The organism is Nostoc sp. (assembly GCF_036916975.1).
In the GTDB taxonomy this organism is placed as follows: Bacteria; Cyanobacteriota; Cyanobacteriia; order Cyanobacteriales; family Nostocaceae; genus Nostoc.
This window is the reverse complement of sequence record NZ_JBALFF010000014.1, coordinates 82,526-96,600: the sequence shown is the minus strand read 5'-3', so window position 1 is coordinate 96,600 and position 14,075 is coordinate 82,526. Positions and strand designations below refer to the sequence as shown.

14 protein-coding genes are annotated in these 14,075 nt (G+C 41.9%); 7 read left to right on the top strand and 7 right to left on the bottom strand.

From position 1 onward, the window contains the following. Nucleotides 1-201 precede the first annotated feature (201 nt). The 5 genes from panB to V7K73_RS03205 all read left to right on the top strand — a co-directional run bounded on the left by panB (nt 202) and on the right by V7K73_RS03205 (nt 4,840). Nucleotides 202-972, top strand: coding sequence for a 3-methyl-2-oxobutanoate hydroxymethyltransferase (gene panB / locus V7K73_RS03225; RefSeq protein WP_334877083.1), 771 nt, complete (start codon nt 202-204; stop codon nt 970-972). Nucleotides 973-1,036: 64 nt separating this feature from the next. Continuing rightward, complete coding sequence (locus tag V7K73_RS03220; protein ID WP_334877081.1) at nt 1,037-1,753, top strand: Uma2 family endonuclease; 717 nt, start codon at nt 1,037-1,039, stop codon at nt 1,751-1,753. Between the two features lie 484 nt (nt 1,754-2,237). After that, nucleotides 2,238-3,554, top strand: coding sequence for an FADH(2)-oxidizing methylenetetrahydrofolate--tRNA-(uracil(54)-C(5))-methyltransferase TrmFO (trmFO, locus tag V7K73_RS03215; protein ID WP_334877080.1), 1,317 nt, complete (start codon nt 2,238-2,240; stop codon nt 3,552-3,554). Between the two features lie 344 nt (nt 3,555-3,898). Continuing rightward, nucleotides 3,899-4,300, top strand: a complete 402-nt coding sequence (locus V7K73_RS03210; RefSeq protein WP_334877078.1) for a fasciclin domain-containing protein — start codon at nt 3,899-3,901, stop codon at nt 4,298-4,300. A gap of 204 nt (nt 4,301-4,504) precedes the next feature. Continuing rightward, nucleotides 4,505-4,840, top strand: a complete 336-nt coding sequence (locus V7K73_RS03205; RefSeq protein WP_334877076.1) for a hypothetical protein — start codon at nt 4,505-4,507, stop codon at nt 4,838-4,840. 77 nt (nt 4,841-4,917) lie between these two features. On the opposite strand, the gene V7K73_RS03200 is transcribed toward V7K73_RS03205, so the two are convergent. From V7K73_RS03200 to V7K73_RS03175, 7 genes are all read right to left on the bottom strand, one after another. Further along, nucleotides 4,918-5,124 carry a hypothetical protein gene (locus tag V7K73_RS03200; RefSeq protein ID WP_334877074.1) on the bottom strand — a complete coding sequence of 69 codons (207 nt, stop codon included), beginning with the start codon at nt 5,122-5,124 and terminating at the stop codon, nt 4,918-4,920. Nucleotides 5,125-5,200: 76 nt separating this feature from the next. Then, nucleotides 5,201-5,362, bottom strand: coding sequence for a ribosomal protein L7/L12 (locus tag V7K73_RS29770; RefSeq protein WP_442936726.1), 162 nt, complete (start codon nt 5,360-5,362; stop codon nt 5,201-5,203). Then, entirely contained in the window at nt 5,316-5,642 is a 327-nt protein-coding gene (locus V7K73_RS03195; RefSeq protein ID WP_334877072.1) for a GNAT family N-acetyltransferase, read from the bottom strand. Before V7K73_RS03195 ends, V7K73_RS29770 begins: the two co-directional genes overlap by 47 nt. Beyond that, complete coding sequence (locus V7K73_RS03190; RefSeq protein ID WP_334877070.1) at nt 5,639-6,994, bottom strand: UDP-N-acetylmuramoyl-tripeptide--D-alanyl-D-alanine ligase; 1,356 nt, start codon at nt 6,992-6,994, stop codon at nt 5,639-5,641. The genes V7K73_RS03195 and V7K73_RS03190 overlap by 4 nt, the downstream gene beginning before the upstream one ends. 210 nt (nt 6,995-7,204) lie before the next feature. Further along, complete coding sequence (locus V7K73_RS03185; RefSeq protein WP_334877068.1) at nt 7,205-7,651, bottom strand: tellurite resistance TerB family protein; 447 nt, start codon at nt 7,649-7,651, stop codon at nt 7,205-7,207. A 177-nt stretch (nt 7,652-7,828) separates the two neighbouring features. Then, entirely contained in the window at nt 7,829-7,966 is a 138-nt protein-coding gene (locus V7K73_RS03180; RefSeq protein ID WP_229471698.1) for a hypothetical protein, read from the bottom strand. Nucleotides 7,967-8,723: 757 nt separating this feature from the next. After that, nucleotides 8,724-9,644: a histone deacetylase family protein gene (locus V7K73_RS03175; RefSeq protein WP_334877064.1), complete on the bottom strand. Its 921-nt coding sequence runs from the start codon at nt 9,642-9,644 to the stop codon at nt 8,724-8,726. 797 nt (nt 9,645-10,441) lie between these two features. Between V7K73_RS03175 and V7K73_RS03170 the strand changes: the two genes are divergently transcribed. Then, nucleotides 10,442-12,424, top strand: a complete 1,983-nt coding sequence (locus V7K73_RS03170) for a putative bifunctional diguanylate cyclase/phosphodiesterase (RefSeq protein WP_334877062.1) — start codon at nt 10,442-10,444, stop codon at nt 12,422-12,424. A gap of 337 nt (nt 12,425-12,761) precedes the next feature. Continuing rightward, nucleotides 12,762-13,457: a response regulator transcription factor gene (locus V7K73_RS03165; RefSeq protein ID WP_334877060.1), complete on the top strand. Its 696-nt coding sequence runs from the start codon at nt 12,762-12,764 to the stop codon at nt 13,455-13,457. Nucleotides 13,458-14,075: the final 618 nt, after the last annotated feature.

The window sequence follows — 14,075 nt, the reverse complement described above, 5'->3', positions numbered from 1 at the left end:
TCACTCCCAACTCCCAACTCCCAACTCCAAACTCCAAACTCCAAACTCCAAACTCCAAACTCCAAACTCCAAACTCCAAACTCCCAACTCCAAACTCCAAACTCCTAACTCCTAACTCCTAACTCCTAACTCCTAACTCCTCACTCCTAACTCCTAACTCCTAACCCCTAACTCCAAACTCCTAACTCCCCACCTAAAAAAATGGCAATCACTACCCAGCAATTAATTCAATGGAAACAACAGGGACGTTCAATTGTGGCGTTGACTGCCTGGGATTATGCGATCGCTCAACTCATTGATGCAGCTGGTGTAGACTTAATCCTGGTGGGCGACTCTATGGCAGTAGTTCTAGGGTATGAAACAACACTGCCGATAACTTTAGATGAGATGATATACCACGCCAAATCTGTGCGCCGAGGAGTTAAACGGGCTTTGGTGGTGGTAGATTTACCATTTTTGACGTATCAAGAAAGTCTCCAGCAAGCGATGCACTCAGCTGGGCGGGTACTGAAGGAAACGGGCGCTCAAGCGGTAAAATTGGAAGGTGGCTATCCAGCGATCGCAGAAACTATTGCTCGTTTGGTTGAAGCTGGAATTCCGGTAATGGGTCATGTCGGTTTGACACCGCAATCTGTACATCAACTCGGTTTGCGACAACAAGGAAAAACCCAAGAAGCGAGTGAGAGAATTTTACTTGAAGCGATCGCTCTGGAACAAGCTGGTGTATTTTCTCTAGTGTTAGAGCATATCCCCGCAGATTTGGCAATGCAGATTACACAAAAATTGAGCATTCCGACAATCGGTATCGGTGCAGGAACTCACTGTGATGGACAAGTTTTAGTTACCTCAGATATCCTCGGACTTGCCGAAAAGCATCCACCATTCGCCAAAGTTTATACAAACTTGCGAGAAACGATTACCAAAGCCGTGCAAGATTATGCCGTGGAAGTGCGCGATCGGAAATTTCCATAATAGTAGAATCTGAGTTGAGTCAAAATTTCTATGGCCACTAAACCCCATACTTGGAGGTGCAGCAATGGTACAACAAGTTACACCAGAAACCACCATCGAAGTCATCTACCCAGAAAGCGACGGACAGCCAATGGCGGATAATACAGAACAATTTACATGGATTGTCAAAATTAAAGAAAATTTAGAAATCCTATTTCCATCGCCAGCTGATGTATTTATCGCCGGAGATTTGTTTTGGTATCCAGTTAAAGGAAGCCCGAATATTAAACAAGCGCCGGATACAATGGTGGTCTTTGGCAGACCAAAAGGAAAACGGGGTTCGTATTTACAATGGCATGAAGATAATATCCCCCCACAGGTAGTATTTGAAATTCTATCGCCAGGTAACACCCTCAAAGAAATGACCAAAAAATTGCAGTTTTACCAGCGTTACGGCGTGGAAGAATATTATATTTACGATCCAGACAAGAATGATTTAAATGGCTTGCTCCGTTCTGGAGATAGTTTTGAAGTTATCGAAGAGATGAATGATTGGGTAAGTCCGCGTTTGGGAATCCGGTTTACATTAACACCGGAGACTCTAGAAATTTTTTCTCCCACTGGACAAAAGTTTTTGACACCCGTAGAAATTGACCAGTTACGGGAACAAGAACGCCAACGTGCAGAACGGGAATGTCAAGCAAAGGAAGCGGCTTTAGAAGAATTAGAAAAAGAGCGCGATCGCTATCAAGAATTGTTAGCTAAACTCAAAGAAAAGGGAATTGATACAGATAATTTATAATTCAGGACTTACATAAAAAGGCAGTGAAACCCCTGATTGACCGTAGGGGCAATTCATGAATTGCCCCTACATTTCGTACCTAATGCGTAAGTCCTATAATTGTTGACTCCAAATCAGTTATTTTTTGAAATTTACAGAAAATACAGGCATAGCAGAGATTATCTGGTGTTCTTGCTGCACCATGTTTTACCGCTGATTATATAGTCAGCATGACTTTTTATTTAACGAGTTACCTGGGTTTAAGTCCCCCGGTTCAAAAATCGGCAAGTAATGCGATTGGGGTTAAATCGCACGTTGTAATGCGAGTCGGAAACCGTCCCCACAACAGCACTCTTCATTACAAAACAAAATTGACGAACGCACAAAGCGTGCCGGAGGCTCTATTACGAATTACGAATTACGAATTACGAATTACGAATTACGAATTAATTTGACTTCTGTGATGCTGATGGATACTTATAATATAGGAACTAAAAATATAACTATGGAACAACAACCGATACAAGTAATTGGAGGTGGACTAGCTGGGACAGAAGCAGCTTGGCAAATAGCCCAAGCTGGAGTGCCGGTAATTCTCCATGAAATGCGTCCAAAACGCTTCAGCCCTGCTCATCATACAGAACATTTGGCAGAATTAGTGTGTAGTAATTCCTTTGGGGCAATGGCAAGCGATCGCGCAGCTGGATTATTGCACGAAGAACTACGCCAACTGGGTTCTATCGTCATTTCTAAAGCTGATGAACACGCCGTACCTGCGGGTGGGGCGCTAGCGGTAGATAGGGGACAATTTGGGCAAGATTTAACTCAAACTTTAGCCAGCCATCCTTTAATTGAATTTCGCCGGGGTGAAGTGTCTGCAATTCCCGAAGGAATTGTGGTTTTGGCAACTGGCCCTTTAACCAGTCCCGACTTAGCCGAAGATTTGCGCCGCTTTACCGGGATGGAATATCTCAGCTTTTTTGATGCCGCTAGTCCGATTATTGTGGGAGAATCGATTAACCGTGACGTTGCCTTTATGGCATCACGTTATGACAAAGGTGAAGCCGCTTATCTCAACTGCCCAATGAATAAAGAGCAGTATTTAAGGTTTCGAGAAGAACTTTGTCAAGCAGAACAAACAGAACTCAAGGGTTTTGAACGGGAAACGGCGAAATTTTTTGAAGCTTGTTTACCCATTGAAGAACTAGCACAGCGCGGGGAAGATACCATGCGCTACGGCCCCCTAAAGCCAGTGGGATTGTCAGATACTCGCACAGGGGAACGGTGTTATGCTGTGGTGCAGTTACGACAAGAAGATAAAGCCGGTCAGCTGTGGAATATGGTAGGATTCCAAACTAACCTACGCTGGGGTGAGCAAAAGCGAATATTTCAGCTAATTCCCAGTTTGGAAAAGGCAGAGTTTGTCCGGCTGGGAGTGATGCACCGCAACACTTTTATTAATGCTCCTCAACTAATGCATCCGACTCTGCAATTTAAAGAGCGTCCCACATTGTTAGCTGCTGGACAGTTGATTGGTACTGAAGGCTATACTGCGGCGGCTGCGGGTGGCTGTTTGGCGGGAATTAATGCAGCACGGCTAGCTTTGGGTAAAGAAGCTTTGGTTTTACCCCCAACAACAATGATGGGTGCGTTATTGGAATTTATTAGTTCCGCTTCGCCGAAGCATTTCCAGCCAATGCCGCCCAACTTTGGGATTTTTCCCGAACTGGGTGCGAAAATCAAAAGTAAGCAGGAGCGTTATGGACGTTACCGCGATCGCTCCTTAACTGATTTAGCAAACTGGAAGGCTAATCATAATTAATCAGCATTGGACAAACAGGAGAGCATCCCGTCAGGTGCCATTCCCTTGATAGCCCCATCCCCTAACCCCGAATCCCATGATTTGGGATTCGGAGAACTAGAATTATGTCTCCCCTCTCCCATTTTTGGGATTCGGAGAACTAGAATTATGTCTCCCCTCTCCCATTTTTGGGAGAGGGGCTGGGGGTGAGGGAAAAGATTTAAGCCAAAATTGCGATGCTCCCGACAAACAGAGCATTGGGCATTATTTATTCAATGCCTGATTTTAAATTTATTTTGTTTAATAAAACTTAAAATAGGTTGATTATCCTTTAAAATCTTTTGCAGAGATTCTAGGTAAGATATATGGCTGATATTGTTGATATTGCTGTTACGGCTGAGTCTTTTAAAACACTGGTGGCAGCTGTACAAGCTGCTGGTTTAGTAGAAACATTAAAAAGTCCTGGCCCGTTCACTGTCTTTGCACCAAATGACGATGCTTTTGCCAAGTTACCACCGGGAACTATCCAAACTCTGTTACAGAATATTCCCCAGCTAACGCGGATTTTAAAATATCATGTCGTTCCAGGAAAGCTGCTAGAGGCTGATTTAGCAGAACTCGGTACGGTTAATTCTGTGGAAGGTTCACCCATTAAAATTAATTCTTCTGATGGTTTTGAAGTTAAAAATGCCACAGTTTTAGCAGCAGATATCGAAGCTGATAATGGTGTGGTACACGTTATCGATACGGTAATTTTACCGGGTTAATTCTACTAGGGTGGAAAATATCCACCCTACTTATCCAAAATCTTTATAATTAACTAACTATTGGGAGTATCAAAACGTAACTCAATAGTTTAAATTATGTTATATTTGCAATGTGATTACTCACTCCGATGTTAATATATATTTAGTTACTTTAAAATACAATAAATTAAATTCCTAAAAAGCTAACACTATCCCAACAAATTAATGCTCGATTTAAACACCTTAGCTGAGTTCTCTCGTGGCAATTGCGTAAGTATTTGTACATTTCTCGTACCAGCAAACTTGCTTGTCACAATTTTAACGATGAGCCTGGTAGCGTTACGTCGCCCATCCTATCAAGTGTGGCAATCTGCTGGAATTGCCAGCTTTTTCGCTTCTGTAATGATACTGCACGTATATACTTGGTTCATGATTGGCGTGGTGATGGCTCCTACTTATATCTTGCTGTGGTTAGCAATCACCTGTTTAGTGACTAATTTGGCAGCAATTATTTTTCAAAGACGCTACAGCAATAATCCTAGTCTTTCTAACAACGCTTGAAATCTACATATAGTCTGCGATCGCACTATTTCTTCAAATCGTTAGTGCGTAGACGGTTCTTCAGTTGTCGTTAGACATCACTCTTTACAATTCTCTGATAGCACCCAATACGGCAATTTTGCCTTCTTTGGGTGGTGTCTGCCAATAATTGTAATGCTGCCACCTGGCACCGTTGCAAGTCTAAATGGCTTCCAGCCGCCATTACTGTGCAACTTGCTTGCTCGGTCGAAGTAAGCGATCGCAAATTCTAGCCGCGACGGAGCAATAGAGATGCTCAGTCGCACCTGCCGAAACCCTTATAAATATATTTACTAAGCAAGTTAGAAAACTCTCCTGCTTAATTTTTTCTTACTTGCACTATTAAGATTGGCTAAATTCTTTGATGAAGGCTTTTGCACCAAGTTCTGTCAATTTTTGGCAGATATCTTCAGCCTGCTGTTTTGATATATTTCTTGTAACTGAATGGGGTAAATATTCAAGCGCATCCTTGCCCCCAAAATTGCTTAGTAAAACAGTATCCAATAGAGTCTATTTTGTTGGCAGTATCTTTAACGGATATACGACAAATACCAATTAAATGCTTTTGGTCTTTTAAAGTCACTGCCAAGGGAAAATGCTGACGGGGTTCTTTCCCCTGCAATGAAATCTCTCTTTGCAAAAAATTTTTGGTATCTTCTTCAGTATTTAGGCCAAAAGTCAAATAACGCACAACTTCACGATCGCTAGCGTATTCATGAACCTCTGGCCAATCTGATTCTACAAAGTCTCGCAATATGAGACGTTGGGTTTCGAGTGGTATCATTTGGGAAATTCTGCACGTAATTGATTAACAACCCGATCTAGTCCCACGGAATGGGCGGCTTTAAACAATAAACGATCGCCTGTTTGCACAAATGTCTTTAACCTAGCCACCAAATCAGCATGAGTTGCAAAGCACTCCGATGGGATACCTTCAGCACTTTGAACGATCGCTTCGGCATCTTGTCCATCTACCAAAACCAACAAGCCGTCTAAATTCAACTTTTTCACTGTTTCTCCCACTCGCTGGTGCAACTGCTGCGATCGCTCTCCCAATTCTTTCATTGCACCCAACACGGCAATTTTACGTTTTCCTGGTGTCTCTGCCAATAATTGCAACGCTGCCATCATAGCTTCTGGTGCAGCATTATAAGTCTCATCTAAGATTACCACATCGTTGGGTAAGGTAAATCGTTGCGATCGCCCTGTGGGCATATCCACCATCACACCTGCTTTGAGAGATGCCCAATCGATCCCCAACACCTTTGCTACCGCTAAAGCTGCCAAGAAATTAGTCGCATTGTGACGACCAGGTAAAGGTAGAGGTAGTTGGATTCCTGCAACTTCCACCTGGTCGTTATCAATTAATTGCCCTTGGATATCCCCACCAGAAAAGCCGTAAGTTAAAACTTCTCCGTGCCAAAATTTTGCTGCTGTGGCCATTAATAAAGGATTGTCGTGGTTGAGAATTGCCACACTATCAGCAGACATTTCGGCTAATAACTCACATTTTGCCTCAGCGATCGCTTCTTCCGAACCGAGTAATTCAATATGTGCCGTCCCCACATTGGTAATCACTCCAATTGTTGGACGCGCTATTTGCGTTAGTTCGGCAATTTGTCCCCTACCCCGCATCGCCATTTCAATCACGGCGTAGTCATCTTCTTTGCCAAGTTCTAGGAGAGTTTTCGGGACACCGATTTCGTTGTTGTAATTTTCATAAGTTTTGTGAACTCGTCCCTTTGTCCCTAAAACTGCTGCAATTAATTCTTTAGTTGTAGTTTTGCCTACAGAACCTGTGACACCAATTACAGGAATGTTAAAGCGATCGCGCCACCATCTGCCAATTTTCTGATAAGCTTTGAGCGTGTCTTTTACTTGTAATATAGGAAGTCCCGGATTTTCGTATTCAAAATCCACAATTGCCACTATTGCACCCTTTGCGATCGCAGTTTGCACAAATTCATGTCCATCAAACTTATCGCCTCGTAAAGCTAGAAATACTTCACCCGGCTTTAGGGTACGGCTATCTGTTTGTATACCGCAAGTTACTTGTGTTAAAGCAGTTTCAGATAAGTTTATCGGATTGGCCAAAAGAACTTCAACCAGTTGGCTTAGGGTGGTAGAGCAACGCATAAGTAATTTAAAATTTAAATTTCAAAATTAGAAACTCGAATTATCACACAATACTGCATTGAACAACAAGATTTACAACTTCTTGAAAAAGGCACAAATCTAAGTCTAGTTACAATAACACCAAAAATAGTGCCAAAGAAGGTTAACTCCTTTGGCACGCTTTGTTTATAAGCTATTTATATAGATTAATTAAGCATATATTTTATCGCCCTATCCCTGGTTTTTAATTAAGATTACTTGCATAATTTGTACTGCTATCTCCCTAGAAACACCTAAAGCTTGATATAAATCATTTAAGAAGTTTTTTTCTTCTTCAGCGACGATACCTTCAGCTAGAACTAGATCGGTAGCTACTGCAAAGGCTGCTTCCCGCAAGTCTTGAGATAGACAATCTTTAGCTGCATTAAATAAATTATTAAAGCCATCCCCTTGGAAAAGTCCCAAGATTTTCTCAAACAGCTTGTTCATCATCTCATGGGGATAACTTTTAAAAAGTTTCATCCGAGACAACACAAAAGTGATAGAATTTGCTTGCTCAACAGAAAGATAACCGTCTGAAGCTGTTGCCGCCAAAACAATAACAGCAAAAGCCTCTGCTGGATTGAGTGCTGTTTGGGTTTGGCTTTCTGTACCCAATACAGCGTCGAATAGACCCATTCTAGTAACTCCTTGGTTAGAGCCTCAATAGCGCTACAGTTACCTGTGTATTTGGTAGATTTACAGCTAAGACTGCAACGCTATAAGACTTTTATGCTTTAGTATTCCCAAGATTTGTTCATGGCGAACACTTGCACCCAATGGTTTTTGGCAAGAAATATACTGCCATTTGTAAACTTAGCGTTCTTCTGCCTTTTCTATTGTTTCAATTACCGCCAAACCTATACCAGAAGCTGCTATTAACAGTACTACTGATATTAAATAAGCGTTTGTCAGCATCCGTAGGGCTTCATCGAAAAAAATGTAGGTGGTCATTGCTTCACCTTTGAAAATTTGTGCTGCTAGTACTTTTTATTTCTCCACACACCGATAGGTGAATTTCGCCGAGAAAATGCTAGCAATTGCATCTTAACAAAACTTTAGCTGTTTCAGAACAACATTCAAACTTTTTATTGCTAAAGATTTGATGAATATTAGAAAGCCTTGGTAAAAGAAATTACTTAGGTTGGTTGAGAGCAAAAGTTGTGTCACCCTAATTTTACCTAAAGCTAGTTGTTAAATTAGTCAACCAACTCACAAATAATCATGACAATAAGTATGCACAAATAGTCATTAGTCATTAGTCATTAGTCATTAGTCATTAGTCATTAGTTCAAGAGATACCACAGCCACTCTTTAACGTGGTTTGAATTAGTCCGATGAAAGACAAAGTTTTTTTGCCTAACCTTCTCTTCTTAGGCTGCGTCAAGGGCATCGCAATGGGCGGAGTATGCACCAATGACCAATACTTCTCTTCTTAGGCTGCGCCAACGGCTACGCTCAGTACAAGTGACCAATGACTAATGACTACTTAATCAATAAGTAGTTAGGCAAGATAAAACCAAACTATGTAACGAAAAGTAAAATCTCTATATTTAGCTCGTAGTTGCGCTTTAGCGCTAAAGCGCAACTACGAGCCAGTGATGATTATTTGCGCCCACTTACTTATCAATAGGATTATTATCATCTCAGTGCATATACGAAAGTCAATCAATTAGGAATTCCGAGGTTTTACCTAAAAAAAAGAAATTACCTAAAGTAAACAATGTTCAATTGTCGCTACAACTGATTGAGAAAGAGAGTCAAAGTCGTAACCACCTTCTAAGCCAAACAAAATTTTACGAGTTATCCCAAGACAATAATCAGTAAATAAAGCGTAGTCTTCTGGCTGCAAATTGATACTTGCCAAAGGATCTGCGGCATTGGCATCATAACCAGCACTGACAATCAGCAAATCTGCTTGAAAGTTAGCTAAAAAGGGTATAACCTGTGTTTCAAATAGTGGCTGATATACTGCAATATCACTACCAGGGGGTACAGGTAAATTTAATACATTATTATGAAAGCCGCGTTCTGTCGATCTTCCAGTACCGGGATAGCAGGGATACTGATGTAGGGAACAGTAGGCGATCGCTGCTTGGGTTTCGACGATCGCTTGAGTACCATTACCGTGATGTACATCCCAATCGAGGATGGCGACGCGGTTAATTCCGGGTTGTTCGAGGGCAAATAAAGCGGCGATCGCAGCATTAGAAAATAGGCAAAAGCCCATCCCCGCATCACTTTCTGCATGATGTCCTGGGGGACGCGCCAGTACAAAAGCTGGATTAGCCGACTTTAATACAGCCTCAACACCATCTAACCATGCACTGACTGCTAACAATGCCACATCATAACTACGTGGAGAAACTGGTGTATCTCCATCCATTGGCCCGCCGCCACTAGAAGCGATTTGCCAAACTTTTTTGATGTAGGCTGGGCTATGTGCTTTAACTAACACAGACATCAGCGATCGCTGTTCTGATGTTGGTGTAGGCGATCGCCAGTCAATTTTATCTGCGAATGTAGCTGCTTTTAGGGCAGTGGCGATCGCACTTAAACGTTCTGGTTTTTCAGGATGGTATTTTCCAGTCTTGTGATCTAAAAATTCGTCAGAATAGATGACTGGCAGCATAGGACGAAAAAGCTTGGCAGCAAGACAATCAATGCTATTGTATCGTTACTAGTACAAATAGTTTTTGGGAGCATCCCGTCAGGTGCAAAAACTTTGTGTTTGCCCTCATCCCCTAACCCCAAATCCCAAGTTGCGATTCAGGTAACTAGAGAAAGAATTTGCTCCCCTCTCCCAAAATTGGGAGAGGGGCTGGGGGTGAGGGAAAAGATTTAAGCACTCAATTGAGATGCTCCCCAGTTTTTCCTTAGTAGTAGTACTCGACCAAGGCAAAAATGAGCGATTAACGCAGCCAGAGGGAGAAAATAATGCCCTCATCCCCTAACTCCGAATCCCAACTTGGGATTCGCGGAACTAGAGAATTTGCTCCCCTCTCCCAATTTTGGGAGAGGGGTTGGGGCTGAGGGTCAAACCTGGAAAGTTCGCCACGCCAAATCTAGCTTATACGTTAAGTTGACACCAATGGGCAGTGTTATGCCCCTACACTTGGCAATATAATCTTGTACGGCATCTGAATGGAAACCGCTATAAATAAAGTAAAAATCTCAGCAGTTAGGGCTGACTCCAACTTTGTACTTTGGTCATCAAATCAACAAATTTGATTGCTCTCTGATGATTGATAGATAAATTAGTAAATTAAGAAAACAAGTTCTGCTATATTGATTTAGATGTGTCTAATTTTACAATTAACTCAATATTTCCCTGTTCAATAGGGTCTGAAGACTTGAGTAAGGCATAGGATTTGCTTTACCTAGTTTTTCCTTTATAGCTACACTTCATAGTTATGTGAGTTGAGCAACATGAACGTGGATAGATTTAACCAGCAGATAGAGAAATTGTACTCACAGATACAGGTACTATTGCAATGCTATGCAACTAAGCCAAACTCACAAGAAGAGATAATAACAGAGACTTTCGAGGAACTCCATACAGCAATGGAAGAACTATTGACAGTCTCCGAAGAGTTACAGGTAACACGAACCGCAGTAGAGAAAGAACGCCAGCGTTACCAAGATTTGTTTGAGTTCGCTCCAGATGGTTACTTGGTAACTAATGCCATAGGGACAATCCAAGAGGCTAACCAAGCAGCAGCAACCTTGCTCGGTGTTCGTCAAAAATATTTAGTAGGTAAACCATTAATTATCTTTATTGATCAACAAGACCGCCACTCCTTTAGTCTTCAAATAAACAATTTCCAGGAGCTACTAAACTGGGAAATTAAGGTACAACCACGGCAAGGAGAGCCTTTCCCTACCATGATTAAGGCGTCGGCGGTGTACGACTTACAGGGGAAGCAACTTGGCTGGCGTTGGCTTTTGTCTAACATCAGTGAACGTAAACAAGCTGAAGAAATGTTGCAGCAATCTTACGAGAAGTTAGAAATACGAGTAACACAACGGACGGCAGAGTTGGTAAAAGCAAATCAGAAATTGCAAACTGAAATTACAGAGCGTAAACGAGTCGAATCACAACTGCTGTACCTGGCGTTTCACGATGCACTGACGGGTTTGCCGAACCGCGCTGCATTTATGAAGCGCGTAAGAGATGCAATCGATTATTCAAAACGGTATTCAGATTATCTATTTGCTGTACTATTTATCGACCTAGATCGATTTAAGCTGATCAATGACAGTCTGGGACACATAAAAGGAGACCAATTTCTGCTTGCTATTGCAAATAAGCTAAAACTATGTGTACGTTCCATAGATATAGCTGCACGGCTTGGGGGAGACGAATTTACAATCCTGCTGGAGGGAATCCAAGATGTGTCAGACGCCATCAAAGCGGTTGAGCGGATTCAACAGGAACTGGGGTTACCCTTTGAGCTTGACGGACAAGAAATGTTTACAACTGCAAGTATTGGTATTGCGTTGAGTTCGACAGTAAACTATGAACACCCAGAAGAACTGTTGAGGGATGCTGATACAGCAATGTACCGAGCCAAGTTGCTGGGCAGAGCGCGTTATGAGCTATTCAACTCAGATATGTATGCTGATGTTCTGGCGAAATTGCAGTTAGAGGCCGAGTTGCGTCGAGCAATTGAACGCAAAGAATTTCGAGTTTATTACCAACCGATGGTTTCCCTCACTAAAGGTTCTATTTTAGGTTTTGAGGCTCTGTTGCGCTGGCAGCATCCAGAGCGTGGTTTGCTTAATCCAGCAGATTTTATTTCCCTAGCAGAAGAAACTGGACTAATTTTTTCTATTGGCAAGCGGGTGTTGCATGAAGCCTGTAGCCAGATGCAAGCTTGGCGGATGTGCCATAATTCCAACTTCCTAGAGAAAATCAGTGTCAATCTCTCCCTCAAGCAATTTTCCCAGGCGGATTTGATTGAGCAGATTGGGCAAATTTTGCACTCAACTGGTCTTGATGCTGCTAATCTAGTGCTAGAGATTACTGAAGCCGTAATTGTGGAAAATGGCGATAAAGCAACTGCCGCAATTTTACAACTTCGAGAGATGGGCATTGATTTATCAATTGATGACTTTGGTACGGGCTACTGCTCATTAGGTCGTCTTTATAAGTTTCCGATTAGTGTGTTGAAGATTGACCGTTCTTTCATTAGTCTGATGTCCACTAATAGTAATTTAGAAATTATTGAGATAATTATCACATTGGCACACAAACTGGGTGTAGATGTGCTAGCCGAAGGAGTCGAGACAAAAGAACAATTAGCACTTCTAAGAAAGTTGAACTGTGAATATGCTCAGGGAAATTTTTTCTCTGTTCCATTAAATAGTTCAGCAGCAGAGGCATTAATTATGACAAATCCTCGGTGGTAACGCTTATTTAAAAATAAATTGGAATTCGTAATAAAAGCAGGGCTATTTGATTCTATTTTTATGGCAGTTTTTACGAATCTTTTTCAGAAAAATAAGAATTTAAACCGAATCTAAGTTTAAAACCGTAGTTTTTGCCCTCACCCTAAATCCCTCTCCCAAATGGTTGAGAGGGACTTTGAAATTCTGGCTCATCTTCTGGCATATATGGGGGATAGGTTGGGGGATGAGGGCAAATCCTTTTGAGATTAACAAGCAATCGGTTTTTCCTTTATCCCTTTTGTTCAATGCCTGTCAACTTTCGCTAAATTGGAAAAAGGTAAACTTAAGGGAATTTTAAATGTCAGCACAATTGTTACTGGTGGATGATGAACCAGGGATACGGGAAGCCGTGAAAGACTATTTGCAAGAGAGCGGTTTCAGCGTTCAAGTCGCCAGTAACGCCCTTGAAGGTTGGGAATGGATGCAGATGAATACACCTGACTTAGTGATTTCTGATGTCATGATGCCTCAGGTGGATGGCTATCAGTTCCTGAAGCAACTCCGAGAAGACCCCCGCTTCCAAGCACTCCCGGTAGTATTTTTAACTGCTAAAGGCATGACAGGGGATCGCATCCAAGGATATCATGCTGGTGTCGATGCCTATCTACCCAAACCCTTCGATCCAGATGAGTTAGTCGCTATAGTCGAAAATTTGCTAGCCCGCCGCGCCGCTAAAGCTTCAACTACCGGAGATGACGTTGAAACCCCCGATCTTGCTGAACTAGCCAATCAGATTGCCCAAATTAAGGCATTGTTAACTCAAAGAAATGCCATTTCTCAATCGCCAGCCCCTTTCAAAATTGATTTGACTCCTAGAGAACAAAGTGTTTTAAACTTGGTCGCTGAAGGGTTGATGAACAAAGAAATCGCCCGTCGCTTGGAAACCAGCGTCCGCAATGTAGAAAAATACGTCAGCCGTTTGTTTAGTAAAACTGGCACCAATAGCCGTACAGAGTTAGTTCGTTTCGCCCTAGAACACGGTCTTGCTAAATAGACAGTTTTTTAATTGGGCATTGGGAATAGGGAATTGAGCATTAATTATTTCTCCCTCATCTCCCTCATCTCCCTCATCCCCCTCATCCCCCAACCCCGAATCCCAGATTTGCGATTCGGGGAATTTCAAACTCCCTCTCCCAGATTTGGGAGAGGGATTTAGGGAGAGGATAAAAACTACGGTTCTTAACTTAGATAAGGTTTAAGCTAATCAGCATTTAAGTTGCATAATCAGGGCGGGCAAATCGCCCCACCCCACAAGATATTGATAAAATTTTGATATGCAAATTAGATGTATTTTAGCTTAGTTAAAGTAAAAAGCTAAAAGGAAAGTTATTTATTTTCACTTTGGCCTTTTAGGTTTTCATGGAATTCGCGCCTGTTGTCCAATTCCCCATCTGTAAAGACACAGAATTTTCTTGTTCCTGCAATGTTTTTATAAAAACTCGGTAAAATGCACCCGGCTGAATTTGCTCTTAGATTCTACCAGTACCCTTTGCTACAAAGTTTTTTATAGAGAAACTGTTCCTGGGACTCTGTGCTGCTAAATAAGACTTTCACAAAGGAGAAATCACAATATTTTATGAATTCTACTTGCTGCTTAGTTTTTATTGCAACC

What these genes read in the sequence shown, in the direction of transcription:
- V7K73_RS03175 (WP_334877064.1), bottom strand. Translation starts at nt 9,644, where the DNA reads ATGCTGCCAGTCATCTATTCTGACGAATTTTTAGATCACAAGACTGGA.
- V7K73_RS03180 (WP_229471698.1), bottom strand. Translation starts at nt 7,966, where the DNA reads ATGACCACCTACATTTTTTTCGATGAAGCCCTACGGATGCTGACAAAC.
- trmFO (WP_334877080.1), top strand. Translation starts at nt 2,238, where the DNA reads ATGGAACAACAACCGATACAAGTAATTGGAGGTGGACTAGCTGGGACA.
- V7K73_RS03190 (WP_334877070.1), bottom strand. Translation starts at nt 6,994, where the DNA reads ATGCGTTGCTCTACCACCCTAAGCCAACTGGTTGAAGTTCTTTTGGCC.
- V7K73_RS03210 (WP_334877078.1), top strand. Translation starts at nt 3,899, where the DNA reads ATGGCTGATATTGTTGATATTGCTGTTACGGCTGAGTCTTTTAAAACA.
- V7K73_RS03195 (WP_334877072.1), bottom strand. Translation starts at nt 5,642, where the DNA reads ATGATACCACTCGAAACCCAACGTCTCATATTGCGAGACTTTGTAGAA.
- V7K73_RS03185 (WP_334877068.1), bottom strand. Translation starts at nt 7,651, where the DNA reads ATGGGTCTATTCGACGCTGTATTGGGTACAGAAAGCCAAACCCAAACA.
- V7K73_RS03165 (WP_334877060.1), top strand. Translation starts at nt 12,762, where the DNA reads ATGTCAGCACAATTGTTACTGGTGGATGATGAACCAGGGATACGGGAA.
- V7K73_RS03220 (WP_334877081.1), top strand. Translation starts at nt 1,037, where the DNA reads ATGGTACAACAAGTTACACCAGAAACCACCATCGAAGTCATCTACCCA.
- V7K73_RS03170 (WP_334877062.1), top strand. Translation starts at nt 10,442, where the DNA reads ATGAACGTGGATAGATTTAACCAGCAGATAGAGAAATTGTACTCACAG.
- V7K73_RS03205 (WP_334877076.1), top strand. Translation starts at nt 4,505, where the DNA reads ATGCTCGATTTAAACACCTTAGCTGAGTTCTCTCGTGGCAATTGCGTA.
- panB (WP_334877083.1), top strand. Translation starts at nt 202, where the DNA reads ATGGCAATCACTACCCAGCAATTAATTCAATGGAAACAACAGGGACGT.